This window comes from Candidatus Nitrosacidococcus sp. I8 (genome assembly GCF_945836005.1).
In the GTDB taxonomy this organism is placed as follows: Bacteria; Pseudomonadota; Gammaproteobacteria; order Nitrosococcales; family Nitrosococcaceae; genus Nitrosacidococcus.
Map to the genome: position 1 here is coordinate 331,717 of NZ_OX241534.1, position 21,855 is coordinate 353,571.

Annotated in this window: 18 protein-coding genes and 4 tRNA genes; 19 read left to right on the top strand and 3 right to left on the bottom strand. The window is 38.4% G+C overall.

What is annotated here, in order from left to right; translation table 11 throughout:
- Window positions 1–5: 5 nt before the first annotated feature.
- Genes hslU through galE form a run of 3 tightly spaced genes read right to left on the bottom strand, consistent with a single transcriptional unit; the run spans window position 6 to window position 2,925 of the window.
- Window positions 6–1,331, bottom strand: a complete 1,326-nt coding sequence (hslU, locus tag OOL07_RS01660) for an ATP-dependent protease ATPase subunit HslU (protein WP_264694529.1) — start codon at window positions 1,329–1,331, stop codon at window positions 6–8.
- A 15-nt stretch (window positions 1,332–1,346) separates the two neighbouring features.
- Window positions 1,347–1,886: an ATP-dependent protease subunit HslV gene (gene hslV / locus OOL07_RS01665; protein WP_264694531.1), complete on the bottom strand. Its 540-nt coding sequence runs from the start codon at window positions 1,884–1,886 to the stop codon at window positions 1,347–1,349.
- A 49-nt stretch (window positions 1,887–1,935) separates the two neighbouring features.
- Entirely contained in the window at window positions 1,936–2,925 is a 990-nt protein-coding gene (gene galE / locus OOL07_RS01670) for a UDP-glucose 4-epimerase GalE (protein ID WP_264694533.1), read from the bottom strand.
- Window positions 2,926–3,056: 131 nt separating this feature from the next.
- On the opposite strand from galE, the gene OOL07_RS01675 reads away from it, so the two are divergent.
- From OOL07_RS01675 to rplC, 19 genes are all read left to right on the top strand, one after another.
- Window positions 3,057–3,141: transfer RNA gene (locus tag OOL07_RS01675), tRNA-Tyr, on the top strand.
- A gap of 19 nt (window positions 3,142–3,160) precedes the next feature.
- A tRNA-Gly gene (locus tag OOL07_RS01680) sits at window positions 3,161–3,234 on the top strand.
- A 65-nt stretch (window positions 3,235–3,299) separates the two neighbouring features.
- Window positions 3,300–3,375, top strand: a tRNA-Thr gene (locus OOL07_RS01685).
- A 43-nt stretch (window positions 3,376–3,418) separates the two neighbouring features.
- A complete protein-coding gene (gene tuf, locus OOL07_RS01690) occupies window positions 3,419–4,609 on the top strand; it encodes an elongation factor Tu (protein WP_264694535.1) in 1,191 nt (396 codons plus the stop codon).
- 26 nt (window positions 4,610–4,635) lie between these two features.
- Window positions 4,636–4,711: transfer RNA gene (locus OOL07_RS01695), tRNA-Trp, on the top strand.
- 94 nt (window positions 4,712–4,805) lie between these two features.
- Window positions 4,806–5,153: a preprotein translocase subunit SecE gene (gene secE, locus OOL07_RS01700; RefSeq protein WP_264694537.1), complete on the top strand. Its 348-nt coding sequence runs from the start codon at window positions 4,806–4,808 to the stop codon at window positions 5,151–5,153.
- A gap of 1 nt (window position 5,154) precedes the next feature.
- Window positions 5,155–5,709 carry a transcription termination/antitermination protein NusG gene (gene nusG, locus OOL07_RS01705; RefSeq protein ID WP_264694540.1) on the top strand — a complete coding sequence of 185 codons (555 nt, stop codon included), beginning with the start codon at window positions 5,155–5,157 and terminating at the stop codon, window positions 5,707–5,709.
- A gap of 65 nt (window positions 5,710–5,774) precedes the next feature.
- Window positions 5,775–6,206 carry a 50S ribosomal protein L11 gene (gene rplK, locus OOL07_RS01710; RefSeq protein ID WP_264694542.1) on the top strand — a complete coding sequence of 144 codons (432 nt, stop codon included), beginning with the start codon at window positions 5,775–5,777 and terminating at the stop codon, window positions 6,204–6,206.
- Between the two features lie 2 nt (window positions 6,207–6,208).
- Entirely contained in the window at window positions 6,209–6,898 is a 690-nt protein-coding gene (gene rplA / locus OOL07_RS01715; protein ID WP_264694544.1) for a 50S ribosomal protein L1, read from the top strand.
- Between the two features lie 83 nt (window positions 6,899–6,981).
- Entirely contained in the window at window positions 6,982–7,506 is a 525-nt protein-coding gene (gene rplJ, locus OOL07_RS01720; RefSeq protein WP_264694546.1) for a 50S ribosomal protein L10, read from the top strand.
- Between the two features lie 52 nt (window positions 7,507–7,558).
- Window positions 7,559–7,936, top strand: coding sequence for a 50S ribosomal protein L7/L12 (gene rplL, locus OOL07_RS01725; RefSeq protein WP_264694548.1), 378 nt, complete (start codon window positions 7,559–7,561; stop codon window positions 7,934–7,936).
- Window positions 7,937–8,133: 197 nt separating this feature from the next.
- On the top strand, window positions 8,134–12,243 hold the full coding sequence (gene rpoB, locus OOL07_RS01730) for a DNA-directed RNA polymerase subunit beta (protein ID WP_264694550.1): 4,110 nt from the start codon (window positions 8,134–8,136) through the stop codon (window positions 12,241–12,243).
- A 40-nt stretch (window positions 12,244–12,283) separates the two neighbouring features.
- On the top strand, window positions 12,284–16,534 hold the full coding sequence (gene rpoC, locus OOL07_RS01735) for a DNA-directed RNA polymerase subunit beta' (protein ID WP_264694552.1): 4,251 nt from the start codon (window positions 12,284–12,286) through the stop codon (window positions 16,532–16,534).
- A 93-nt stretch (window positions 16,535–16,627) separates the two neighbouring features.
- Window positions 16,628–17,002, top strand: coding sequence for a 30S ribosomal protein S12 (gene rpsL, locus OOL07_RS01740; RefSeq protein WP_264694554.1), 375 nt, complete (start codon window positions 16,628–16,630; stop codon window positions 17,000–17,002).
- Window positions 17,003–17,028: 26 nt separating this feature from the next.
- Window positions 17,029–17,499 (top strand): 30S ribosomal protein S7, encoded by a 471-nt coding sequence (rpsG, locus tag OOL07_RS01745; protein WP_264694556.1) that lies wholly within the window; start codon window positions 17,029–17,031, stop codon window positions 17,497–17,499.
- Between the two features lie 46 nt (window positions 17,500–17,545).
- Entirely contained in the window at window positions 17,546–19,636 is a 2,091-nt protein-coding gene (fusA, locus tag OOL07_RS01750; protein ID WP_264694558.1) for an elongation factor G, read from the top strand.
- A 33-nt stretch (window positions 19,637–19,669) separates the two neighbouring features.
- Window positions 19,670–20,860 (top strand): elongation factor Tu, encoded by a 1,191-nt coding sequence (tuf, locus tag OOL07_RS01755; protein WP_264694535.1) that lies wholly within the window; start codon window positions 19,670–19,672, stop codon window positions 20,858–20,860.
- Between the two features lie 3 nt (window positions 20,861–20,863).
- Entirely contained in the window at window positions 20,864–21,178 is a 315-nt protein-coding gene (rpsJ, locus tag OOL07_RS01760) for a 30S ribosomal protein S10 (RefSeq protein WP_197744716.1), read from the top strand.
- A 29-nt stretch (window positions 21,179–21,207) separates the two neighbouring features.
- Entirely contained in the window at window positions 21,208–21,855 is a 648-nt protein-coding gene (gene rplC / locus OOL07_RS01765; RefSeq protein WP_264694563.1) for a 50S ribosomal protein L3, read from the top strand.

Here is a 21,855-nt window from a genome sequence, read left to right on the forward strand (position 1 = left end):
TTACTTTATAAAATATAGCGAGATAAATCTTCGTCTTTTATTAAATCTCCAAGTTGGCTATTTACATAATGAGAATCAATAACTATTTCCTTATTTATACAGTCTTCAGATTCAAAAGAGAGACTTTCTAATAGACGTTCCATAATAGTATGGAGACGTCGAGCACCAATATTCTCAGTACGCTCATTGATATGCCAAGCCATATGGGCGATCTGTTCAATCCCATCTTTAGAAAAAGTTAAAGAAATACCTTCAGTTCTTAGCAATGCTATGTACTGTTCAGTAAGCGAGGCCTTTGGTTCAGTTAAGATACGAATAAAATCATCAATAGTAAGTGCATTTAATTCTACCCGTATGGGTAAACGCCCTTGTATTTCCGGAATAAGATCTGAAGGCTTAGCAAGGTGGAAAGCGCCAGAGGCGATGAATAAAATATAATCGGTTTTAACTATGCCATATTTTGTAGAAACTGAACTTCCCTCGATCAAAGGTAGTAAATCTCGTTGCACTCCCTCTCTTGAGACGTCGGTACCTGAAAATTCAGAACGCTTTGCAATTTTATCAATTTCATCCAAAAATACAATCCCGTCTTGCTCTACGCTCTTTATAGCACGTACTTTTAAGTCTTCATCATTGACTAATTTTCCTGCCTCCTCTTTAGTTAGTAGTTTAAAGGCTTCTTTTACCCTTAGTTTCTTTTTTTTAGTGCGAGATCCATTTAGGTTTTGAAATAAACTTTGAAGCTGGCTTGTCATTTCTTCCATGCCAGGGGGGGCCATGATTTCAACTCCCGTAGATGTGATAGGTAAATCGATTTCTATTTCTTTTTCATCTAATTTCCCTTCCCGAAGCATTTTACGGAATTTCTGCCGAGTATTTGATTCTTCTTCTCTTGATTCTGAAACTGCAGTTCTTGGAGTTGGAAGTAAGGAATCAAGTACTTTCTCTTCAGCAGAATCTTGAGCACGATAATATACTTTAGAAATTTCTTGCTCACGAAGCATTTTAATAGCGATATCTACTAAATCTCGAATAATTGAGTCTACATCTCGCCCTACATAACCTACTTCTGTAAATTTAGTAGCTTCAACCTTAATAAATGGTGCATCGGCAAGCTTTGCTAAACGGCGCGCTATCTCCGTTTTTCCTATTCCAGTAGATCCGATCATAAGAATATTTTTGGGGGTAATCTCACCACGGAGATCCTCTGTGACTTGTTGTCTACGCCATCGATTACGAAGTGCAATAGCCACTGCACGCTTTGCCGCCGCTTGCCCAATAATATGTTTATCTAATTCCTGAACAATTTGGCGTGGAGTAAGTTCAAACATAAATAGTATGAGTGATCAGTTTGAGAGTTCTTCAATAGTTAAGCAAGTATTAGTGTAGATACAAATATTAGCCGCAATTGCCATAGCTTTTTCAACAATCTCTCTTGCATTTAAATCAGTATTTTCTAATAAAGCTCGTGCTGCAGATTGCGCATAGGGACCACCTGATCCAATAGCAATAAGATCATCCTCAGGCTCGATTACATCCCCATTGCCCGAAATAATATAAGATGTTTGATGATCTGCGATAGCAAGTAGTGCTTCAAGCCGTCTTAAAGATCGATCAGAGCGCCAATCTTTAGCGAGCTCTACTGCTGCACGAACTAAATTACCTTGATATTTTTCTAATTTAGCTTCAAATCGTTCGAATAACGTAAATGCGTCAGCAGTACCTCCAGCAAATCCAGCGATTACTTGGTTATGATATAAACGTCGTACTTTACGGGCATTTCCTTTCATAATAATGCTATTCATACTCACCTGCCCATCACCGCCAATTATGACTCGTCCTTGACGCCGTACCGAAAGGATGGTCGTGCCATGAAAATATTCCAAATATATATACTCCTAAATTACATGATAGGTAGTAGTCTAGAGTACTAAACTAATGATCTTTAAGTAAGAGTTTTTGTTCCCAATCTAAGGATGTTTTTACGATAAAATCTAAATTGTCACACTGGGGTATCCATCCCAAAGTATCTCTTATCTTATCAGCTATAGCAATAAGCTGAGGAGGATCTCCAAGCCGACGAGGGGATTCAATAATTTTTATTGGTTTCCCGCATACTCGTTGTACAGAATCAAGCACTTCACGCACACTATAGCCATGACCATAACCACAATTAAGGAGAATTGATTGTCCTCCTGATCTTAAATAATCTAGAGCAAGTAAATGAGCTTTAGCTAAATCTTCTACATGGATATAGTCTCGAATTCCTGTACCATCTGGGGTTGAATAATCTACCCCAAAAATATGAATACTTTCCCTTTTACCCACCGCTACTTCGCAAGCAGCTTTAATTAACAAGGTGGCATTCCGAGTGGATTGACCAATGCGACCTCGAGGATCAGAACCGGCTACATTAAAATAGCGTAGAATAACATAATTAAGGTGAGCTGCCTGAGATAAGTCCTGTAACATCCATTCACTCATAAGCTTGGAAGAGCCATAGGGATTTATAGGATTTGTTGGTGTATCTTCAGTAACAGTTGGCGTAGATGGAATACCATAGGCTGCTGCTGTGGATGAAAATACAAAGTTTTTTACACCTTCTTCAACACAACATTCTAAAAGGTTTCGTGTAGCACAAGTATTGTTAGCATAATATTTAAGAGGGTTAGAAACAGATTCTGGTACAATGGTGTGAGCTGCAAAATGTAGCACCGTATCAATAGAATACTCTTTAAGGATATTTTTTACTAAGTACTGATTTTTAACATTTCCAATAATCAGCTTGGCACCAATTACTGCATCTGCAAAACCTGTTGAAAGGTTATCGAGAATAACTACAGTAGAATATGTTTCTACTAGCTGCAGAACAACGTGGCTACCAATATATCCTGCACCTCCAGTAACTAATATTCCCTTTTCCATAAAATTTTTAAAATTAAGATATAAGTTAGTATATGGCTAATCATAACGTTTAAATAGTAATTAACTAGATTAGTTGAATTATTTATATTGACATTTTAGCTTAAAAAAAAGAGAATTATAAGTTTGCATTGGGAGGGGTTCCCGAGTGGCCAAAGGGATCAGACTGTAAATCTGACGGCTCCGCCTTCGGAGGTTCGAATCCTCCCCCCTCCACCATGTTTATAGTGTTATAATAGCGGGCGTAGTTTAGTGGTAGAACCTCAGCCTTCCAAGCTGATGATGTGGGTCCGATTCCCATCGCCCGCTCCAAAACTATCTTATCTATTTTAGAGTTAAGGTTAGTTGCTAGGGTTACTGGATAATGATAGGCAATTGCCCACATAGCTCAGTCGGTAGAGCACTTCCTTGGTAAGGAAGAGGTCACCGGTTCAAATCCGGTTGTGGGCTCCAGCATTAGAATAGTTTGTGTTTATAGGTGTTTTAGGAATTTATTATGTCCAAGGCGAAATTTGAAAGAAAGAAGCCCCATGTAAATGTAGGGACGATTGGTCACGTAGATCACGGGAAGACCACACTGACAGCGGCATTGACGAAGACTCTTTCGGCGAAGTATGGTGGAGAAGCCAAAGCCTACGATCAGATTGACAATGCTCCGGAAGAAAGGGAGCGTGGGATAACGATTGCCACTTCCCATGTAGAGTATGAAAGTGGGGCTCGTCACTATGCACATGTTGATTGTCCTGGACATGCAGATTACGTAAAGAATATGATTACAGGAGCAGCTCAAATGGACGGAGCTATTCTTGTAGTATCGGCAGCAGATGGTCCAATGCCACAAACTAGAGAACATATCTTACTTGCTCGCCAGGTAGGTGTGCCTAACATAATGGTTTTTCTAAATAAAGCGGACATGGTAGATGATCCGGAGTTATTGGAATTAGTGGAAATGGAAGTTAGAGAACTTCTTGATAGCTATCAATTTCCAGGAGATGAGGTTCCTATTGTAGTAGGTAGTGCTTTAAAGGCTCTAGAGGGAGATGAAAGTGACATAGGCATGCCTGCTATTATAAAGCTAGTGGAAGCAATGGATTCTTATTTTCCAGAGCCACAAAGAGCAATAGATCAACCTTTCCTAATGCCTATAGAAGATGTATTTTCTATTTCAGGTCGTGGTACTGTTGTGACAGGTAGAGCTGAACGAGGGATTGTAAAAGTAGGTGATGAAATAGAAATTGTAGGAATAAAGGCGACACAGAAGACTATTTGCACGGGAGTAGAAATGTTCCGTAAACTGCTGGATGAAGGCAGGGCGGGAGATAATGTAGGTATATTACTTCGTGGAACGAAAAGAGAGGATGTAGAGCGTGGGCAAGTTTTAGCAAAGCCTGGGACGATTACACCACACACTAAATTTCAAGCTGAAGTATATATTCTTTCAAAAGAGGAAGGTGGGCGTCATACACCATTTTTTACAGGGTATAGACCTCAGTTTTACTTTAGGACTACTGATGTAACAGGAGCAGTTGATTTAGCAGAAGGGGTGGAAATGGTAATGCCTGGAGATAATATTCAGGTCACAGTCAGCTTAATTGCACCTATTGCTATGGAAGAAGGATTACGTTTTGCTGTTAGAGAGGGTGGTCGCACTGTGGGTGCAGGTGTCGTCAGTAAAGTTATTGAGTAATTAGATTAAATTTTTTTTAAATGCATAGGTCAGTAGCTCAATTGGCAGAGCAGCGGTCTCCAAAACCGCAGGTTGGGGGTTCGATTCCCTCCTGACCTGCCACAATTTCAATTTAAGATTATGGCTAACTAAATACTAGCATGATTTTAATATTGTTAGTAGAATAGTGCCTTTAATTTATATTCTGTGAGTATTCATGACTGATACCGCTAAATTTATATTTGCGTTTCTACTGTTAACCCTAACTATAGGGGTGTTTTATTATTTTAGCAATCAGCCTATTTCTATACGCATAGTAATATTGCTTATTGGTTTTATCGCATCCTTACTAGTAATGGTGAACACTGATCGTGGACGATCAGTGGTGGGAATTATGCGGGACACCCAGATAGAATTCCGTAAAATTACTTGGCCAGCAAGGCAGGAGACAGTTCAGACTACCTTGATTGTGCTACTTATGGTAATTGTTGTGGCAAGCATACTGTGGCTATTCGATTCATTACTTATGTGGGCTGTTCGGTTATTAACTGGACAAGGAGCCTAGTGTGTCTGGTAACTATAAGCAGTGGTATGTAATACATGTATTTTCTGGATTAGAACAGCAGGTAAAAAAAATACTTCAGGAGCGTATTGCTCGCCATAGTATGCAGGAGAAATTTGGCGAAATTTTAGTGCCTACTGAAGAGGTTATAGAAGTAAGAGAGGGAAAAAAAAGGAAGAGCGAACGTAAGTTTTTTCCTGGGTATATTTTGACCCATATGGTAATGGATGATGAGACCTGGCACTTGGTAAAGAGTATTCCAAAAGTATTAGGGTTTATTGGAGGATCTAGTGATAAACCGGTACCTATTATGGACTCTGAGGCTCAAAAGATTTTGAATCAAATACAAGAAATGGCTGCTCAACCTAAGCCAAAAATCCCATTCCAGCCAGGAGAAGTGGTACGTGTTATTAATGGTCCCTTTGCAGATTTTAACGGCGTAGTTGAGGAAGTGAATTACGAGAAAAGCAAATTACGAGTTGCTGTGCTAATATTCGGTAGATCAACTCCAGTTGAGCTTGAATTTAGGCAGGTTGAGAAGAATAGCACTAGTAGTTAGGTTACTTTGTAATTTGTGGTTTATCGAATTTTAATACACGATGAACAATCATTAAAAGATGAGTTATGGCAAAAAAAATAGAAGCTTACATTAAATTGCAGGTGCGGGCTGGTCAAGCAAATCCAAGCCCACCAGTAGGGCCTGCTCTAGGGCAGAAAGGCGTTAATATTATGGAATTTTGCAAAACGTTTAACGCTCAGACTCAAGGTTTAGAGCAAGGGATGCCTATTCCAGTAGTTATTACAGTATATTCTGATCGTAGCTTTACTTTTATAACTAAAACCCCTCCTGTGTCTGTACTTCTAAAGAAAGCAGCAGGAGTAAGCTCTGGGAGTAGTCGTCCTAATAGTGATAAGGTTGGCAAAGTAAATTTATCACAGATAGAAGAAATTGCTAAAACTAAAATGCCTGATTTAACTGCAGCTAGCCAAGGAGCGGCCATTCGAACAGTAGCAGGGAGTGCTCGTAGTATGGGATTAGAGGTAGAGGGTACTTAGGAATGGCTAAAATAGGTAGAAGATTAAAAGAGATTAATAAATTAGTAGATCCCAGAAAGCTTTACTCAGTAGATGAAGCACTAAGCCTGCTTAAAGAGAATTCTAAAGTAAAGTTTGGGGAATCTATAGACACAGCTATTATTCTTGGTGTAGATCCAAGAAAATCAGATCAAGTAGTTCGTGGTGCAACTGTACTCCCCCATGGAACTGGAAAAATAGTAAAAGTAGGCGTATTTACCCAAGGAGCTAATGTCGATATAGCAAAAGAAGCTGGTGCAGATGCAGTTGGACTTGAAGATTTAGCAGAAACAATTAAATTAGGTCAAATACCTTTTAATGTTATTATTGCATCTCCAGATGCAATGCGTATAGTAGGTCAATTGGGTACTATCTTAGGACCTCGAGGGTTAATGCCAAACCCAAAAGTAGGAACAGTTACTAATGATATAGCCGATGCAATTATAAAAGCCAAGTCTGGTCAAGTTCGCTATAGAATTGATAAGGCAGGAATTATACATTGCTCAATAGGTAAGGTATCCTTTGATATGAACTCGCTTAAGGCTAATTTAAAGGTCTTGGTTGAGGATTTAATAAAATTAAAGCCATCTTCTTCTAAAGGAATTTATTTAAAGAAATTAGCTTTATCGACAACTATGGGACCGGGATTAGCTATAGATCAAAGTAGTTTGTAATTGTTATGTATTAGATAGTTAAGGGAAATAGCTTAGAGCGGGTATTATTTTATATTATCTAACATCAAAGGAGATAGTTGAATTTGAGTCTTAATCTGGAAGCAAAACAGACAATCGTTACTGAAATTGCAAATATTGCCTCCCAAGCTCATTCTATAGTTACAGCCGAGTACCGTGGGCTAACAGTTTCTGAGATAACAAAAATAAGGGTATTGGCTCGCCAAAAAAATGTTTATTTGCGGGTAATACGCAATACTCTGGTAGCTCGAGCTTTAGCGGGGACTGATTTTGAATGCATAAATTCAGAATTAAAAGGTCCTTTAATATTTGCGTTTTCACTTGAAGAACCTAGTGCTGCTGCTCGGGTAATACGAGATTCTAACAAAGAGTACAATCGATTAAAAATAAAATCAGGTGCTCTTAGAGGAAAACTATTACCTTCTGAGGCTATTAATTCTCTAGCAGATATGCCTACTAAAGATCAGGCAATTGCTATGTTAATGGGAGTTCTAGAGGGACCAATTAGCAAATTTGTTCGTACATTAGTTGAACCAGTAGCAAAATTAGCACGTGCTACCGCTGCTGTTCGAGATCAGAAAAAAGAATAACTAATTTAGTATAAGTTGTAATTTATAATCAGGAAGATCGACGGAGTAGAAAATGGCTGTAGCAAAAGAAGAAATTTTAGAAACAATTGCAAACATGACTGTCATGGATGTAGTCGAGTTAATCGAAGCAATGGAGGAAAAATTTGGAGTAAGTGCTGCTGCACCAGTAGCAGTGGCTGCACCCGCAGGAGCGGGGGTAGAAGCTAAAGCTGAAGAGAAAACAGAATTTGATGTAATTTTGTCTAACTTCGGCTCAAATAAAGTACAGGTTATTAAAGTGATACGTGCTATTACAGGCTTGGGTCTTAAAGAAGCTAAAGATATGGTGGAGGGTGCCCCATCTACAGTGAAGGAAGGATCTTCCAAAGAAGAAGCAGAGAATATTAAAAAGCAGCTTGAAGAAGCTGGTGCTGCTATCGAAATCAAATAGTAAAGAATCTTGTAGCTATAGCTTAGATATATAATCTATATATAGTCTATGATTTTTACTTTCTCCATTTAAAAAGGCTGGTAAGTATTTACCAGCCTTTTTCTTTTTTAGATGTTTTTCACAATAGAGACACCTAATTCTGGATTTTCTAGGGTTAGGTATTGATTTTTATATAAGCGCCAAATAGGGTAATTGAAATGTCTTACTCGCTAACTGAGAAGAAACGCATTCGCAAGGATTTTAGTAAACTCTATAGTATATTAGATATACCTAACCTACTAGCAACACAAATTAATTCTTTTTCAGATTTTTTACAGAAAGATATATCTTCAGAGAAAAGAGATAATAAGGGGTTGCATGCTGTATTTGAAAATGTATTTCCAATTAAAAGCTATACTGGGTATGCTGAATTACATTACGTCAGTTATTCTCTTGGATCTCCGCTTTTCAATATTAAAGAGTGTTACACTCGTGGATTAACCTATGCGGCACCATTACGAGTTAATTTACGCCTTGTCCTTTATGATAAGGAAGTTTCTGCAAATGAGCAAATAGTTAAAGATATAAAAGAGCAGGAAGTTTACATGGGTGAAATTCCCATGATGACACCAAAAGGTAATTTTATCATTAATGGAACTGAGCGGGTTATTGTTTCTCAATTACACCGCTCACCTGGGATTGTATTTGAGCATGATAAAGGGAAGACGCATTCTTCTGGAAAATTGCTTTTTTCAGCTAGAATAATTCCTTACCGTGGTTCTTGGTTAGATTTTGAGTTTGATCTAAAAGATTGTTTGTACGCTCGTATAGATCGCAGGCGTAAGTTACTAATCACAATATTATTACGGGCACTTGGCTATAGTACTGAAACAATACTTAATTTATTTTTTGAGGTAATTGCTGTTCATTACCAAAATTCAAGCTATATATTGGATTTAGTGCCCCAAAAACTTCGAGGAGAGACTTTTTCTTTTGATATTAAAGATCAGAGCGGAAGAGTAGTTGTTGAGGCTGATCGGAGGATTACATCAGTACATATTAAAAAAATAGAAAAGGCAAAAATAAACGCACTAACTATCCCTGAATCTACTAAAGAATTTTTAATAGGAAAAACATTAGCTCGAGATATTATCGACTCAGATACTGGAGAAATTTTAGCTAAAGCAAATAGTAAAATTACAGTTGAGCTATTAGATACTATAAAAAGTGTTAATATCTTGGATTTTCATCTTATTTATACCAATGATCTAGATCAAGGTTCATTTATTTCAGATACGCTACAACTAGATTACACTAACTCAACTCTAGAGGCACAGATAGAAATTTATCGAATGATGCGGCCTGGAGAGCCTCCCACAAAAGAAGCCGCTCAAAATCTCTTTCAGAATTTATTTTTTAATTCTGAACGTTATGATCTCTCTGCAGTAGGGCGAATGAAATTTAACCGCCATCTTGGAAGAGAGAGTAGTACTGGTCCCGGAACACTATCAAAAGAAGATATTGTTGATGTTATTAAAGAGCTCATCAAAATTCGTAATGGGTTAGGTAGTGTAGATGATATTGATCACTTGGGTAATCGCAGGATACGTAGTGTTGGTGAAATGGCTGAGAATCAGTTTCGCATTGGTTTAATACGTGTAGAGCGAGTAGTAAGAGAACGGTTGGGTCTTGCTGAATCAGAGGGGCTGACACCTCAAGAATTAATCAATGCAAAACCAGTATCTGCAGCAATTAAAGAATTTTTTGGTTCAAATCAGCTTTCACAATTTATGGATCAAAATAACCCTTTATCAGAGATAACTCATAAGAGAAGAATATCAGCTCTAGGACCAGGCGGGCTTGCTAGAGAGCGAGCAGGGTTTGAAGTGCGCGACGTGCATCCTACTCATTATGGCCGAGTGTGTCCTATTGAAACACCGGAAGGTCCTAATATTGGTTTAATTAGTTCCTTATCAATTTATGCTAGAACTAATCGGTATGGGTTTATAGAAACGCCATATCGAAAAGTTATAAAAGGAAAAGTAACTGAAGAAATTGATTACTTATCAGCAATTGAAGAGGGGGAATATGTTATTGCTCAAGCTAATGCTACTATTAGCAAAAGAAGTGATCTATCGGATACGCTGGTATCTTGTCGATATAAAAACGAGTTTACTCTTTTACCACCAGAGAAAGTTCAATATATTGATGTTTCTCCAAAACAAATAGTATCTGCAGCAGCATCTTTAATTCCCTTTTTAGAACACGATGATGCAAATCGAGCTTTAATGGGTTCTAATATGCAGCGACAAGCAGTGCCTACTTTAAGATCGGAGGCACCCTTAGTAGGCACAGGAATGGAGCGGGTAGTAGCACGAGATTCGGGTGTAATGATTACTGCTAATCGTGCTGGTACTGTGGATTTTGTTGATTCTACGAGGATTGTGGTAAGAGCGAATAGCCAGGAATCAAAATTGGATCAACAACGAGGTGTAGATATCTATAATCTGACTAAGTATGCTCGTTCTAATCAAAATACTTGTATTAACCAGAGACCCTTAGTTAAGCCAGGGGATATAGTAAATGCGGGGGATGTTTTAGCAGATGGTCCCTCAACGAATATGGGTGAACTTGCGTTGGGTCAAAACTTACTCGTAGCCTTTATGCCATGGAATGGATATAACTTTGAGGATTCTATTCTTATTTCAGAGAAGGTATTAGAGGAGGACAGATTTACTTCAATTCATATAGAGGAGCTTATTTGTTTAGCTCGGGATACTAAATTAGGTACAGAAGAAATTAGCAGTGATATACCTAATGTAAATGAGGCAGCTCTATCTAAATTAGATGAAGTGGGTGTTGTATATATTGGAGCAGAAGTAAGTCCTGGTGATATTTTAGTAGGTAAAATAACTCCAAAAGGAGAAACACAACTTACACCTGAAGAAAAACTATTACGTGCCATTTTTGGTGAAAAAGCCTCTGAAGTAAAGGATACTTCTTTGCGTGTACCTTCTGGAATACATGGCACAGTTATTGGTGTTCAAGTATTCACACGTGATGGTGTAGCAAAGGATTCCAGAGTTTTATCCATTGAAGAAATGGAGCTTGCTAAGATAAAAAAAGATCTAGAAGATGAGTTTCGAATTATAGAAACTGATATTTATCAACGTTTGGAGCAAATCCTACTAGGAAAAACTACCAAAACAGAGGTAGGTGCCCTATTATCAGAAATAAAAATCACTGCGGACAATCTTAAAACCTTACCTAAAAAACAATGGTTTGATATTAAATTAAACGATGAAGAATCTAATCATCAAATTAAATCTACCTTAACTCAATTGAAGGAATTAAGATCTATAGCAGATAAGAATTTAGAACAGCAACGCATTAAACTAATTTCTGGGCATGATTTACCTCCGGGAGTACAAAAAATGGTCAAGGTATCTCTAGCGGTGAAACGCCGTGCTCAACCAGGCGATAAAGTAGCGGGTCGCCACGGAAATAAAGGGGTAATCTCAACTATTGTACCGATAGAGGATATGCCTTATATGGCAGATGGTACTCCTATAGATATGGTGCTTAATCCCTTAGGGGTTCCTTCCAGAATGAATATTGGGCAAATTCTAGAAGCTCATTTAGGATGGGCTGCTAAAGAGCTCGGTAATAAAATTAAAGATATTCTTAATTCAGAGAAGTTAGATCTCTTAAAACTCCGTGGCTTTTTAGAACAAATCTATAACACTGGTGGTAAAAAAGAGGATATTAACTCTTTAAACGATCAAGAGCTCTTAGAGCTAGCATACAACTTATCTAGTGGAGTCCCTATGGGAACTCCTGTATTTGATGGAGCTTCTGAAGAAGATATTAAGAATATGTTAAAGCTTGCTGGACTACCTACAAGTGGACAAACTACCCTCTATGATGGACGAACAGGGGAGGCTTTTACACGCCCAATTACTATAGGGTATATGCATATGCTAAAGCTAAACCATTTAGTTGATGATAAGATGCATGCTAGATCAACAGGCCCTTATAGCTTAGTTACTCAGCAGCCTTTAGGTGGAAAAGCTCAATTTGGTGGACAACGGTTTGGAGAAATGGAAGTTTGGGCACTTGAGTCTTATGGAGCTGCATATACTCTACAGGAAATGCTTACTGTAAAATCAGATGATATGAGCGGTCGAACTAAAATTTATAAAAATATTGTAGATGATAATTATCAGATGGAGGCAAACATACCAGAATCCTTCAATGTACTTGTAAAGGAAGTACGTGCTTTAGGAATTGATATTGAATTAAAACGTAGAAATAAAGGAATATCATAGTAATCATTATAGCCCCGCTTATGATAATGGAGAGATATATATGAGAGGTTTATTAAATTTGCTTAAACAGCAAAGCCATGCAGAAGAGTTTGATTCCATACGTGCCGGCTTAGCCTCTCCAGATATAGTTAGAGCATGGTCTTATGGAGAAGTAAAAAAACCTGAAACGATTAATTATCGAACCTTTAAGCCGGAAAGAGATGGGCTTTTTTGTGCGAAAATTTTTGGCCCTATTAAAGATCATGAGTGTTTATGCGGTAAATACAAACGCCTTAAACATAGAGGAGTTGTCTGTGAAAAATGTGGGGTAGAGGTTACTCTAGCTGCTTCTCGTAGAGAACGTATGGGTCATATCGAGCTGGCTAGCCCAGTTGCTCATATTTGGTTTTTAAAATCTTTACCATCTAGAATTAGTCTACTTTTAGACTTTACCCTTCGTGATATTGAACGAGTTCTTTACTTTGAGTCTTCGATAGTGATTGATCCAGGAATGACTTCTTTGGAAAAGGGGCAGATTTTATCTGATGAAGCTTATCTTCAAGCAATTGAAGATTATGGGGATGAATTTGATGCCCGAATGGGAGCAGAAGCAATCCAGATTATGCTGAAAACTCTCGATTTGAAAGAAGAAGCCAAAAAACTAAGAGAGGAAATTAGTAGTACAGGCTCTGATACTAAAACAAAAAAATTAACTAAGCGACTAAAATTAATTGAATCTTTTATTGGTTCTGGCAACCGTCCTGAATGGATGATTATGGAAGTTTTACCTGTGCTTCCTCCAGATTTAAGACCGCTAGTTCCTTTGGAGGGTGGGCGTTTTGCTACCTCTGATTTAAACGATTTATATCGACGGGTTATTAATCGAAATAATAGACTTAAACGTTTATTAGAACTAAATGCTCCGGATATTATTGTACGTAATGAGAAGCGTATGCTACAAGAGTCTGTTGATGCTCTTTTAGATAATGGTCGCCGTGGTAAAGCCATTACAGGTAATAATAAACTGCCTTTAAAATCCTTAGCTGATATGATTAAAGGAAAGCAAGGTCGGTTCCGTCAAAATCTCTTAGGAAAGCGAGTGGATTATTCAGGCCGTTCGGTTATTGTTGTAGGTCCCACCTTAAAGTTACACCAGTGTGGGTTACCTAAAAAAATGGCACTAGAGTTATTTAAACCTTTTATTCTTGGTAAGCTAGAGCGATCTGGATTCGCAAATAGTATTCAGGCAGCTAAAAAACTAATAGAGCGCGAGACTCCTGAAGTATGGGACATATTGGAAGAGGTGATCCGGGAGCATCCAGTTATGCTTAATCGAGCACCTACTCTACATCGATTAGGTATTCAAGCATTCGAACCAATATTAATCGAAGGTAAAGCAATTCAATTACATCCTTTAGTTTGTGTAGCCTTTAATGCTGATTTTGATGGGGATCAGATGGCAGTGCATGTGCCTCTCTCTCTAGAGTCTCAATTAGAAGCTCGAGCCCTCATGATGTCAACCAATAATATTTTATCTCCTGCAAATGGAGAGCCTATTATTGTGCCTACTCAAGATGTAGTTTTAGGTCTTTACTACATGACTTGTAAGCGGATTAATGCAAAAGGTGAAGGTATGGTATTCGCCGACACTAGTGAGGTAAGGCGTGCTTATGAAACTAATGTAGTTGATCTCCATGCGAAAATTCAATTACGCATCGTTGAGTCAAATAGGTTTAATTTAAGTGAAAAAACTAAAAAAATAGTTTCTACTACAGTGGGTAGAGCATTGCTTTCAGAATTATTACCCGAGGGACTACCTTTCGATTTAGTCAATAAAAATATGACTAAGAAGGAAATTTCAAAATTAGTTAATACTTGTTATCGATATCTAGATCTAAAGACAACGGTTGTTTTTGCCGATCAGCTTATGTATCTAGGATTTCGTCAAGCAACACTCAGTGGTATTTCCATTGGTATCGATGATATGGTTGTGCCTGATGAAAAACAAGCTATTCTAGATAAAGCAGAGAGAGAAGTAAAAGAAATTGAAGATCAATATGCTTCGGGATTAGTTACTAACGGTGAGCGATATAATAAAGTAGTAGATATATGGTCCCATACTAACGATCAAGTAGCTAAAGCGATGATGAATCGCCTTGGAAATGAGGAGGTAAAGGATTTTCAAGGTAATATCACTAAGCAACAGTCCTTTAACTCGATCTATATGATGGCTGATTCGGGGGCTCGTGGATCTGCTGCTCAAATAAGGCAGCTTGCAGGTATGCGTGGATTAATGGCGAAACCTGACGGTTCAATTATTGAAACACCAATTACTGCTAATTTTCGAGAAGGATTAAATATTCTACAGTACTTTATTTCTACCCATGGAGCACGTAAAGGTCTTGCGGATACCGCACTGAAAACCGCAAATTCTGGATACTTAACACGAAGATTGGTAGATGTTGCTCAGGATTTAGTAGTCATAGAACACGACTGTGGCACGAAAGATGGTATCTATATATCTCCTGTAATAGAAGGGGGGGATATTGTTGAACCTTTAAGAGATCAAGTACTTGGACGGGTATTGGCCTTAGATATCCATGATCTAGGAACTAGTAGCACTTTAATTCCAGCAGGCACTTTACTTGATGAAACATGGGTTGAACATCTCGAAAGTTTAGGAGTAGATATAGTAAAAGTTCGTTCTCCTATTACTTGTCAAACTAATTATGGGGTATGCGCTACCTGCTATGGTCGAGATTTAGGACGAGGTCATCTTGTGAATATTGGTGAAGCTGTTGGTGTAATTGCTGCACAGTCTATCGGTGAACCCGGTACACAGCTTACAATGCGCACTTTTCATATTGGGGGGGCAGCTTCAAGAACAGTAACTACAAGTAGTATTGAAGTGAAGTATAAAGGTAATGTTCGTTTAAAAAATGTTAAAAGAGTTCAACATATAAGTGGGCGATATGTTGCTGTGTCTAGATCTGGTGAAGTGTATATTGTTGATGATCAAGATCGAGATAGGGAACGCTATAAAATTCCTTATGGAGCAGAATTATCAGTAGAAAATGGAGATTCGGTTGAATCCGGTCAAGTTATCGCAACTTGGGACCCTCACACCCACCCTATCATTACAGAGGTATCAGGTAAAGTTCAATTACAGAGCTTCATAGAAGGTACCACTGTAGAGAGACAAGTTGATGAAATTACAGGTATCACTAATCTTGTAGTACTCGATTATAAACATCGAGGCAGCACAGTTTCTAAAGAATCACGCCCTATGATTAAATTAGTGGATAAAGCGGGGAATGATTTATGCTTAGCAGGGACTGATATTCCTGCCCATTATTACTTGCCTGTAGGTGCTATTGTGTTAGTAGAGACAGACACTATTGTTGGCGTTGGAGATGTATTAGCACGATTACCTCAAGAGTCAAGTAAGAATCGCGATATTACAGGAGGATTACCTAGGGTTGCAGATCTATTTGAAGCCAGAAAACCTAAAGATTCCGCAATTCTCGCAGAAATTTCAGGGATTGTAAGTTATGGTAAAGAAACCAAAGGAAAACAAAGATTACTCATCACTAGGACAAAAATAGATCAAGATAATACAAGTGATGAGCGACAAGAAGGTAGTGATTCTCTAATGATTCAGCATGAAGAGCTTATACCAAAATGGCGCCAAATTGGTATTTTTGAAGGTGAGCATGTTGAAAAAGGCGAAGTAATTGTAGATGGTCCGCCATCACCTCACGATATCTTACGTTTAAGAGGGGTAGAAGCTTTAACTCGCTATATCGTCAATGAAGTTCAAGATGTTTATCGATTACAAGGAGTAAAAATTAATGATAAGCATATTGAGGTAATCGTTTGCCAAATGCTTCGTAAGGTAGAGATTACAGATCCTGGAGATACTTCCTTCTTAAAAGGAGAGCATATAGATAAATCTAAATTATTAGAAGAAAATGAGAAAATAAAAGATTCGGGTAAACTACCTGCACAATACGAGCCTGTACTTTTAGGCATTACCAAAGCTTCTTTAGCTACAGAATCTTTCATCTCAGCTGCTTCTTTTCAAGAGACAACCCGTGTGCTTACAGAATCAGCCATTTCTGGAAAGTATGATTATTTACGAGGTTTAAAAGAAAATATTATTGTAGGTCGTCTAATTCCAGCTGGAACTGGGTTAGCTCATCATGCAGAGAAGGATAAAAAGAAAAAGAATAGATTATCTATAAAATCACTAATTAAACCATCTAATGAAAATTTAAAAAAACAGCTATTCAATATCGATACTAGTACTTGACTATATCGTATTTAACTATTAAAATTAGTACCTTTGAGATTAGGGCTATATATTAGTTATCTAACAAATGGTTACTTCGAGTATCTTTAATGCATGGCTACAATAAATCAATTAGTTCGTAAACCACGAGTACAACAGAAGAAGAAGAATAATGTACCCGCATTACAGGCTTGCCCCCAAAGAAGGGGGGTTTGTACTAGGGTATATACTACAACTCCTAAAAAACCTAATTCAGCTTTACGTAAAGTAGCTCGTGTACGGTTGACTAGCGGGATGGAAGTTACCTCTTATATTGGTGGCGAGGGGCATAATTTACAAGAACATTCCGTAGTTTTAATTAGAGGAGGGCGTGTTAAAGATTTGCCTGGAGTACGATACCATACTGTTAGAGGATCACTAGATACAGCTGGGGTAGCTGATCGGCGTCGTGGTAGATCTAAGTATGGGACAAAACGGGCAAAAGGGTAATATCAATATAGTTAGGTGAATTATTAATGCCAAGAAAGCGGGTTATTTCTAAAAGAGAAATTTTACCAGATCCAAAGTATGGGAAAGTAAGTATAACTAAATTTATTGCCATTCTTATGTTAGATGGTAAAAAATCTATAGCAGAAAAAATAATATATAATGCTATCGACACTGCAGCTGAAAAATTAAAACAGGAGCCAATATCTGTTCTAGAAAAGGCACTGGAGAATGTTCAGCCGTTAGTGGAGGTGAAGTCTAGAAGGGTAGGAGGAGCGACTTATCAGATCCCAATAGAGGTTCGTCCAGATAGACGATCTACATTAGCTATGCGATGGCTAGTAGGGGCGGCACGTAAGCGTAATGAAAAATCCATGGATCTTCGTTTGGCTGGAGAGTTTCTTGATGCTTATGATGGCAAAGGAGCCGCCGTTAAAAAGCGGGAAGATACTCACCGTATGGCTGAGGCAAATAAGGCTTTTGCTCACTATCGATGGTAAGTTGGATATAGCTCAATAAACTAAATAAATTAAATAAGTAGTAGCTGTGGCACGTAAAACACCTATTGAACGTTATCGGAATATTGGAATAATGGCTCATATTGATGCTGGTAAGACTACCACTACTGAGCGTATTTTATACTATACAGGAGTCTCTCATAAACTTGGTGAAGTTCATGAGGGGGCAGCTACTATGGATTGGATGGAACAAGAACAGGAGCGAGGGATTACAATTACTTCTGCTGCCACAACTTGTTTTTGGCAGGGCATGGAAAAACAATTTCCTGAGCACCGTATCAATATTATTGATACTCCAGGTCACGTAGATTTTACCATTGAAGTAGAAAGATCTCTTAGAGTATTAGATGGTGCGGTTGCTGTTTTTTGTGCGGTAGGTGGAGTAGAGCCACAATCAGAGACTGTTTGGAGACAGGCTAATAAGTATAAAGTGCCTAGACTAGCCTTTATAAATAAAATGGATCGTCAAGGGGCTAATTTTCTTAGAGTGGTTAATCAGATTCGTACTCGGTTAGGGGCGTTTCCAGTGCCTATTCAAATCCCGATCGGTGCTGAAGATGAGTTTCAAGGAATCGTTGATCTAGTTAAAATGAGAGCGATTTATTGGGATGAATCTACAAAAGGAATGACCTTTCAAGAAAAAGAGATTCCAGATGATCTTAGCTCTATCTGTCAAGAGTATCACGAGAAATTAATAGAGTCCGCTGCTGAATCTTCTGAAGAACTCATGGAGAAGTATTTGGAATCAGGCGATCTAGAGTTTAAAGAAATTATTAAAGGGCTTCGTTACCGAGTTCTAAATAATGAGATAGTGCCAGTTTTATGTGGATCAGCCTTTAAAAATAAAGGGGTTCAGGCAGTTTTAGATGCGATACTTTACTTCATGCCTGCACCATCCGATATTTTAGCAATTAAAGGTTTGAATCCTAAGGGTGATGAGGATAGCCGAAGTGCCTCTGATGATAAACCATTTTCCGCCCTAGCATTTAAGGTTGCCTCCGATCCCTATGTAGGTAATCTTACTTTTTTTCGTGTTTATTCTGGAATTTTAAATTCAGGAGATACAGTTTATAATTCTGCTTCTGAAAACAAAGAACGTATCGGGCGAGTTCTTCAGATGCATGCTAATAGCCGAGAAGAAATTAAAGAAGTAAGAGCAGGTGATATTGCAGCTGCTGTTGGGTTGAAGAATGTTACTACGGGGGATACTCTATGTGATCTAGATCACCCTATTCTTCTTGAGAAAATGGAATTTCCAGAACCAGTAATCTCTGTAGCAATTGAACCTAAAACGAAAACAGATCAAGAGAAAATGTCCTTAGCTTTGAATAAGCTGGCTAAAGAGGATCCATCGTTTAGAGTTAGAAGCGATGAAGAAACTGGTCAAACGATAATAGCGGGTATGGGAGAGTTACACCTAGATATTATTGTAGATCGGATGAGACGAGAGTTTAAAGTAGAAGCCAATGTAGGCGCTCCCCAAGTTGCTTATCGTGAAACAATTAAAAAATCCGTAGAACAAGAAGGTAAATTTGTTCGTCAAAGTGGAGGACGTGGTCAATATGGTCATGTCTGGATTCGAATTGAGCCCCAAGAGCGGGGAAAGGGATATGAGTTTAGCAACCAGATCGTTGGAGGTACTATCCCTAAAGAATTTATCCCCGCTGTTGATAAAGGAATAAAAGAGCAAATAGAAAATGGAGTAATAGCTGGGTATCCAGTAGTGGATGTAAGAGTTGCTCTGTATGATGGCTCTTATCATGATGTAGATTCAAGTGAAATGGCTTTTAAGATTGCTGGATCAATGGCTTTTAAGGAAGGTATTAGAAACGCGAGCCCTATATTGCTTGAGCCTATTATGAAAATAGAAGCTGTAACTCCTGAAGAGTATATGGGAGATGTAATGGGAGATCTTAATCGTCGACGTGGAATTGTGCAAGGGATGGAAGATTCTCCAAGTGGGAAGATTATTCGAGCGGAAGTGCCATTAGCAGAGATGTTCGGCTACGCTACTGATCTCCGATCAGCTACTCAAGGGCGTGCTACTTATACAATGGAATTTTCAAAATATAATGAAGCCCCAGCTAATATTGCAGAAGCAATTATAAAAAAGTCTTGATTTATATAACAGTTTTAGTAGGAGAGATAGTTTGTGTCCAAGGCGAAATTTGAAAGAAAGAAGCCCCATGTAAATGTAGGGACGATTGGTCACGTAGATCACGGGAAGACCACACTGACAGCGGCATTGACGAAGACTCTTTCGGCGAAGTATGGTGGAGAAGCCAAAGCCTACGATCAGATTGACAATGCTCCGGAAGAAAGGGAGCGTGGGATAACGATTGCCACTTCCCATGTAGAGTATGAAAGTGGGGCTCGTCACTATGCACATGTTGATTGTCCTGGACATGCAGATTACGTAAAGAATATGATTACAGGAGCAGCTCAAATGGACGGAGCTATTCTTGTAGTATCGGCAGCAGATGGTCCAATGCCACAAACTAGAGAACATATCTTACTTGCTCGCCAGGTAGGTGTGCCTAACATAATGGTTTTTCTAAATAAAGCGGACATGGTAGATGATCCGGAGTTATTGGAATTAGTGGAAATGGAAGTTAGAGAACTTCTTGATAGCTATCAATTTCCAGGAGATGAGGTTCCTATTGTAGTAGGTAGTGCTTTAAAGGCTCTAGAGGGAGATGAAAGTGACATAGGCATGCCTGCTATTATAAAGCTAGTGGAAGCAATGGATTCTTATTTTCCAGAGCCACAAAGAGCAATAGATCAACCTTTCCTAATGCCTATAGAAGATGTATTTTCTATTTCAGGTCGTGGTACTGTTGTGACAGGTAGAGCTGAACGAGGGATTGTAAAAGTAGGTGATGAAATAGAAATTGTAGGAATAAAGGCGACACAGAAGACTATTTGCACGGGAGTAGAAATGTTCCGTAAACTGCTGGATGAAGGCAGGGCGGGAGATAATGTAGGTATATTACTTCGTGGAACGAAAAGAGAGGATGTAGAGCGTGGGCAAGTTTTAGCAAAGCCTGGGACGATTACACCACACACTAAATTTCAAGCTGAAGTATATATTCTTTCAAAAGAGGAAGGTGGGCGTCATACACCATTTTTTACAGGGTATAGACCTCAGTTTTACTTTAGGACTACTGATGTAACAGGAGCAGTTGATTTAGCAGAAGGGGTGGAAATGGTAATGCCTGGAGATAATATTCAGGTCACAGTCAGCTTAATTGCACCTATTGCTATGGAAGAAGGATTACGTTTTGCTGTTAGAGAGGGTGGTCGCACTGTGGGTGCAGGTGTCGTCAGTAAAGTTATTGAGTAACCTATGAATAAACAACAGACTATTAGGATAAGATTAAAGTCCTTTGATCATCATTTAATTGATCAATCTACTAAGGAAATTGTAGATACGGCAAAACGTACTGGTGCACATATTCGTGGTCCTATTCCTCTACCTACGCGTAAAGAGCGATTTACTATACTTATATCTCCCCATGTGAATAAGGACGCTCGGGATCAGTATGAAATTAGAACCCATAAACGTCTAATGGATATTGTTGATCCTACAGAGAAAACAGTTGATGCTCTGATGAAACTGGATCTAGCGGCTGGTGTAGATGTTCAGATTAAATTAACCTAAACGCTTATTATTGTGGTGGGGATATACAAATGGCATTTGGAGTAATCGGGAGAAAAGTAGGTATGTCTCGGGTATTTAGCGAAAATAAATCTATACCTGTGACAATTATAAAACTTATTCCCACCTGGGTCTCTCAAGTAAAATCGTTGGAAAAAGATTCTTATCGTGCTATACAAGTACTTGTAGAAGAGGATAAGTATCGTAATACCAATAAATCATTAAAAAGGCATCTTGCTAAAGCGGGTATAGATAAGGCTGGAAAAAAATTATATGAATTTTGTATATCTAGCGAAGAAGAGGCAGGAATTAAGCTAGGTGGATTATTAGAAGTAGATTTCTTAAAACTAGGGCAAAAGGTTGATGTTACAGGAAATACTAAGGGCCATGGTTTCTCTGGTGTAATCCGTCGTTACCACTTTAGAGGCGGTAAGGCTAGCCACGGTAATTCGTTGTCCCACCGTTCTCCAGGTTCTATTGGTCAATGCCAAACTCCTGGTCGAGTTTTTAAGGGGAAAAAAATGGCTGGGCAGATGGGTAATGTCAAACGAACCATACAAAATTTGGAAATAGTGCAGATTAGTCAAGATAGTCAGTTACTGCTTTTAAAAGGAGCAATTCCAGGATTAGCAGGAGGCGAAGTGTTAGTTAAACCAGCAATTAAGAGTAATAGAGGATAA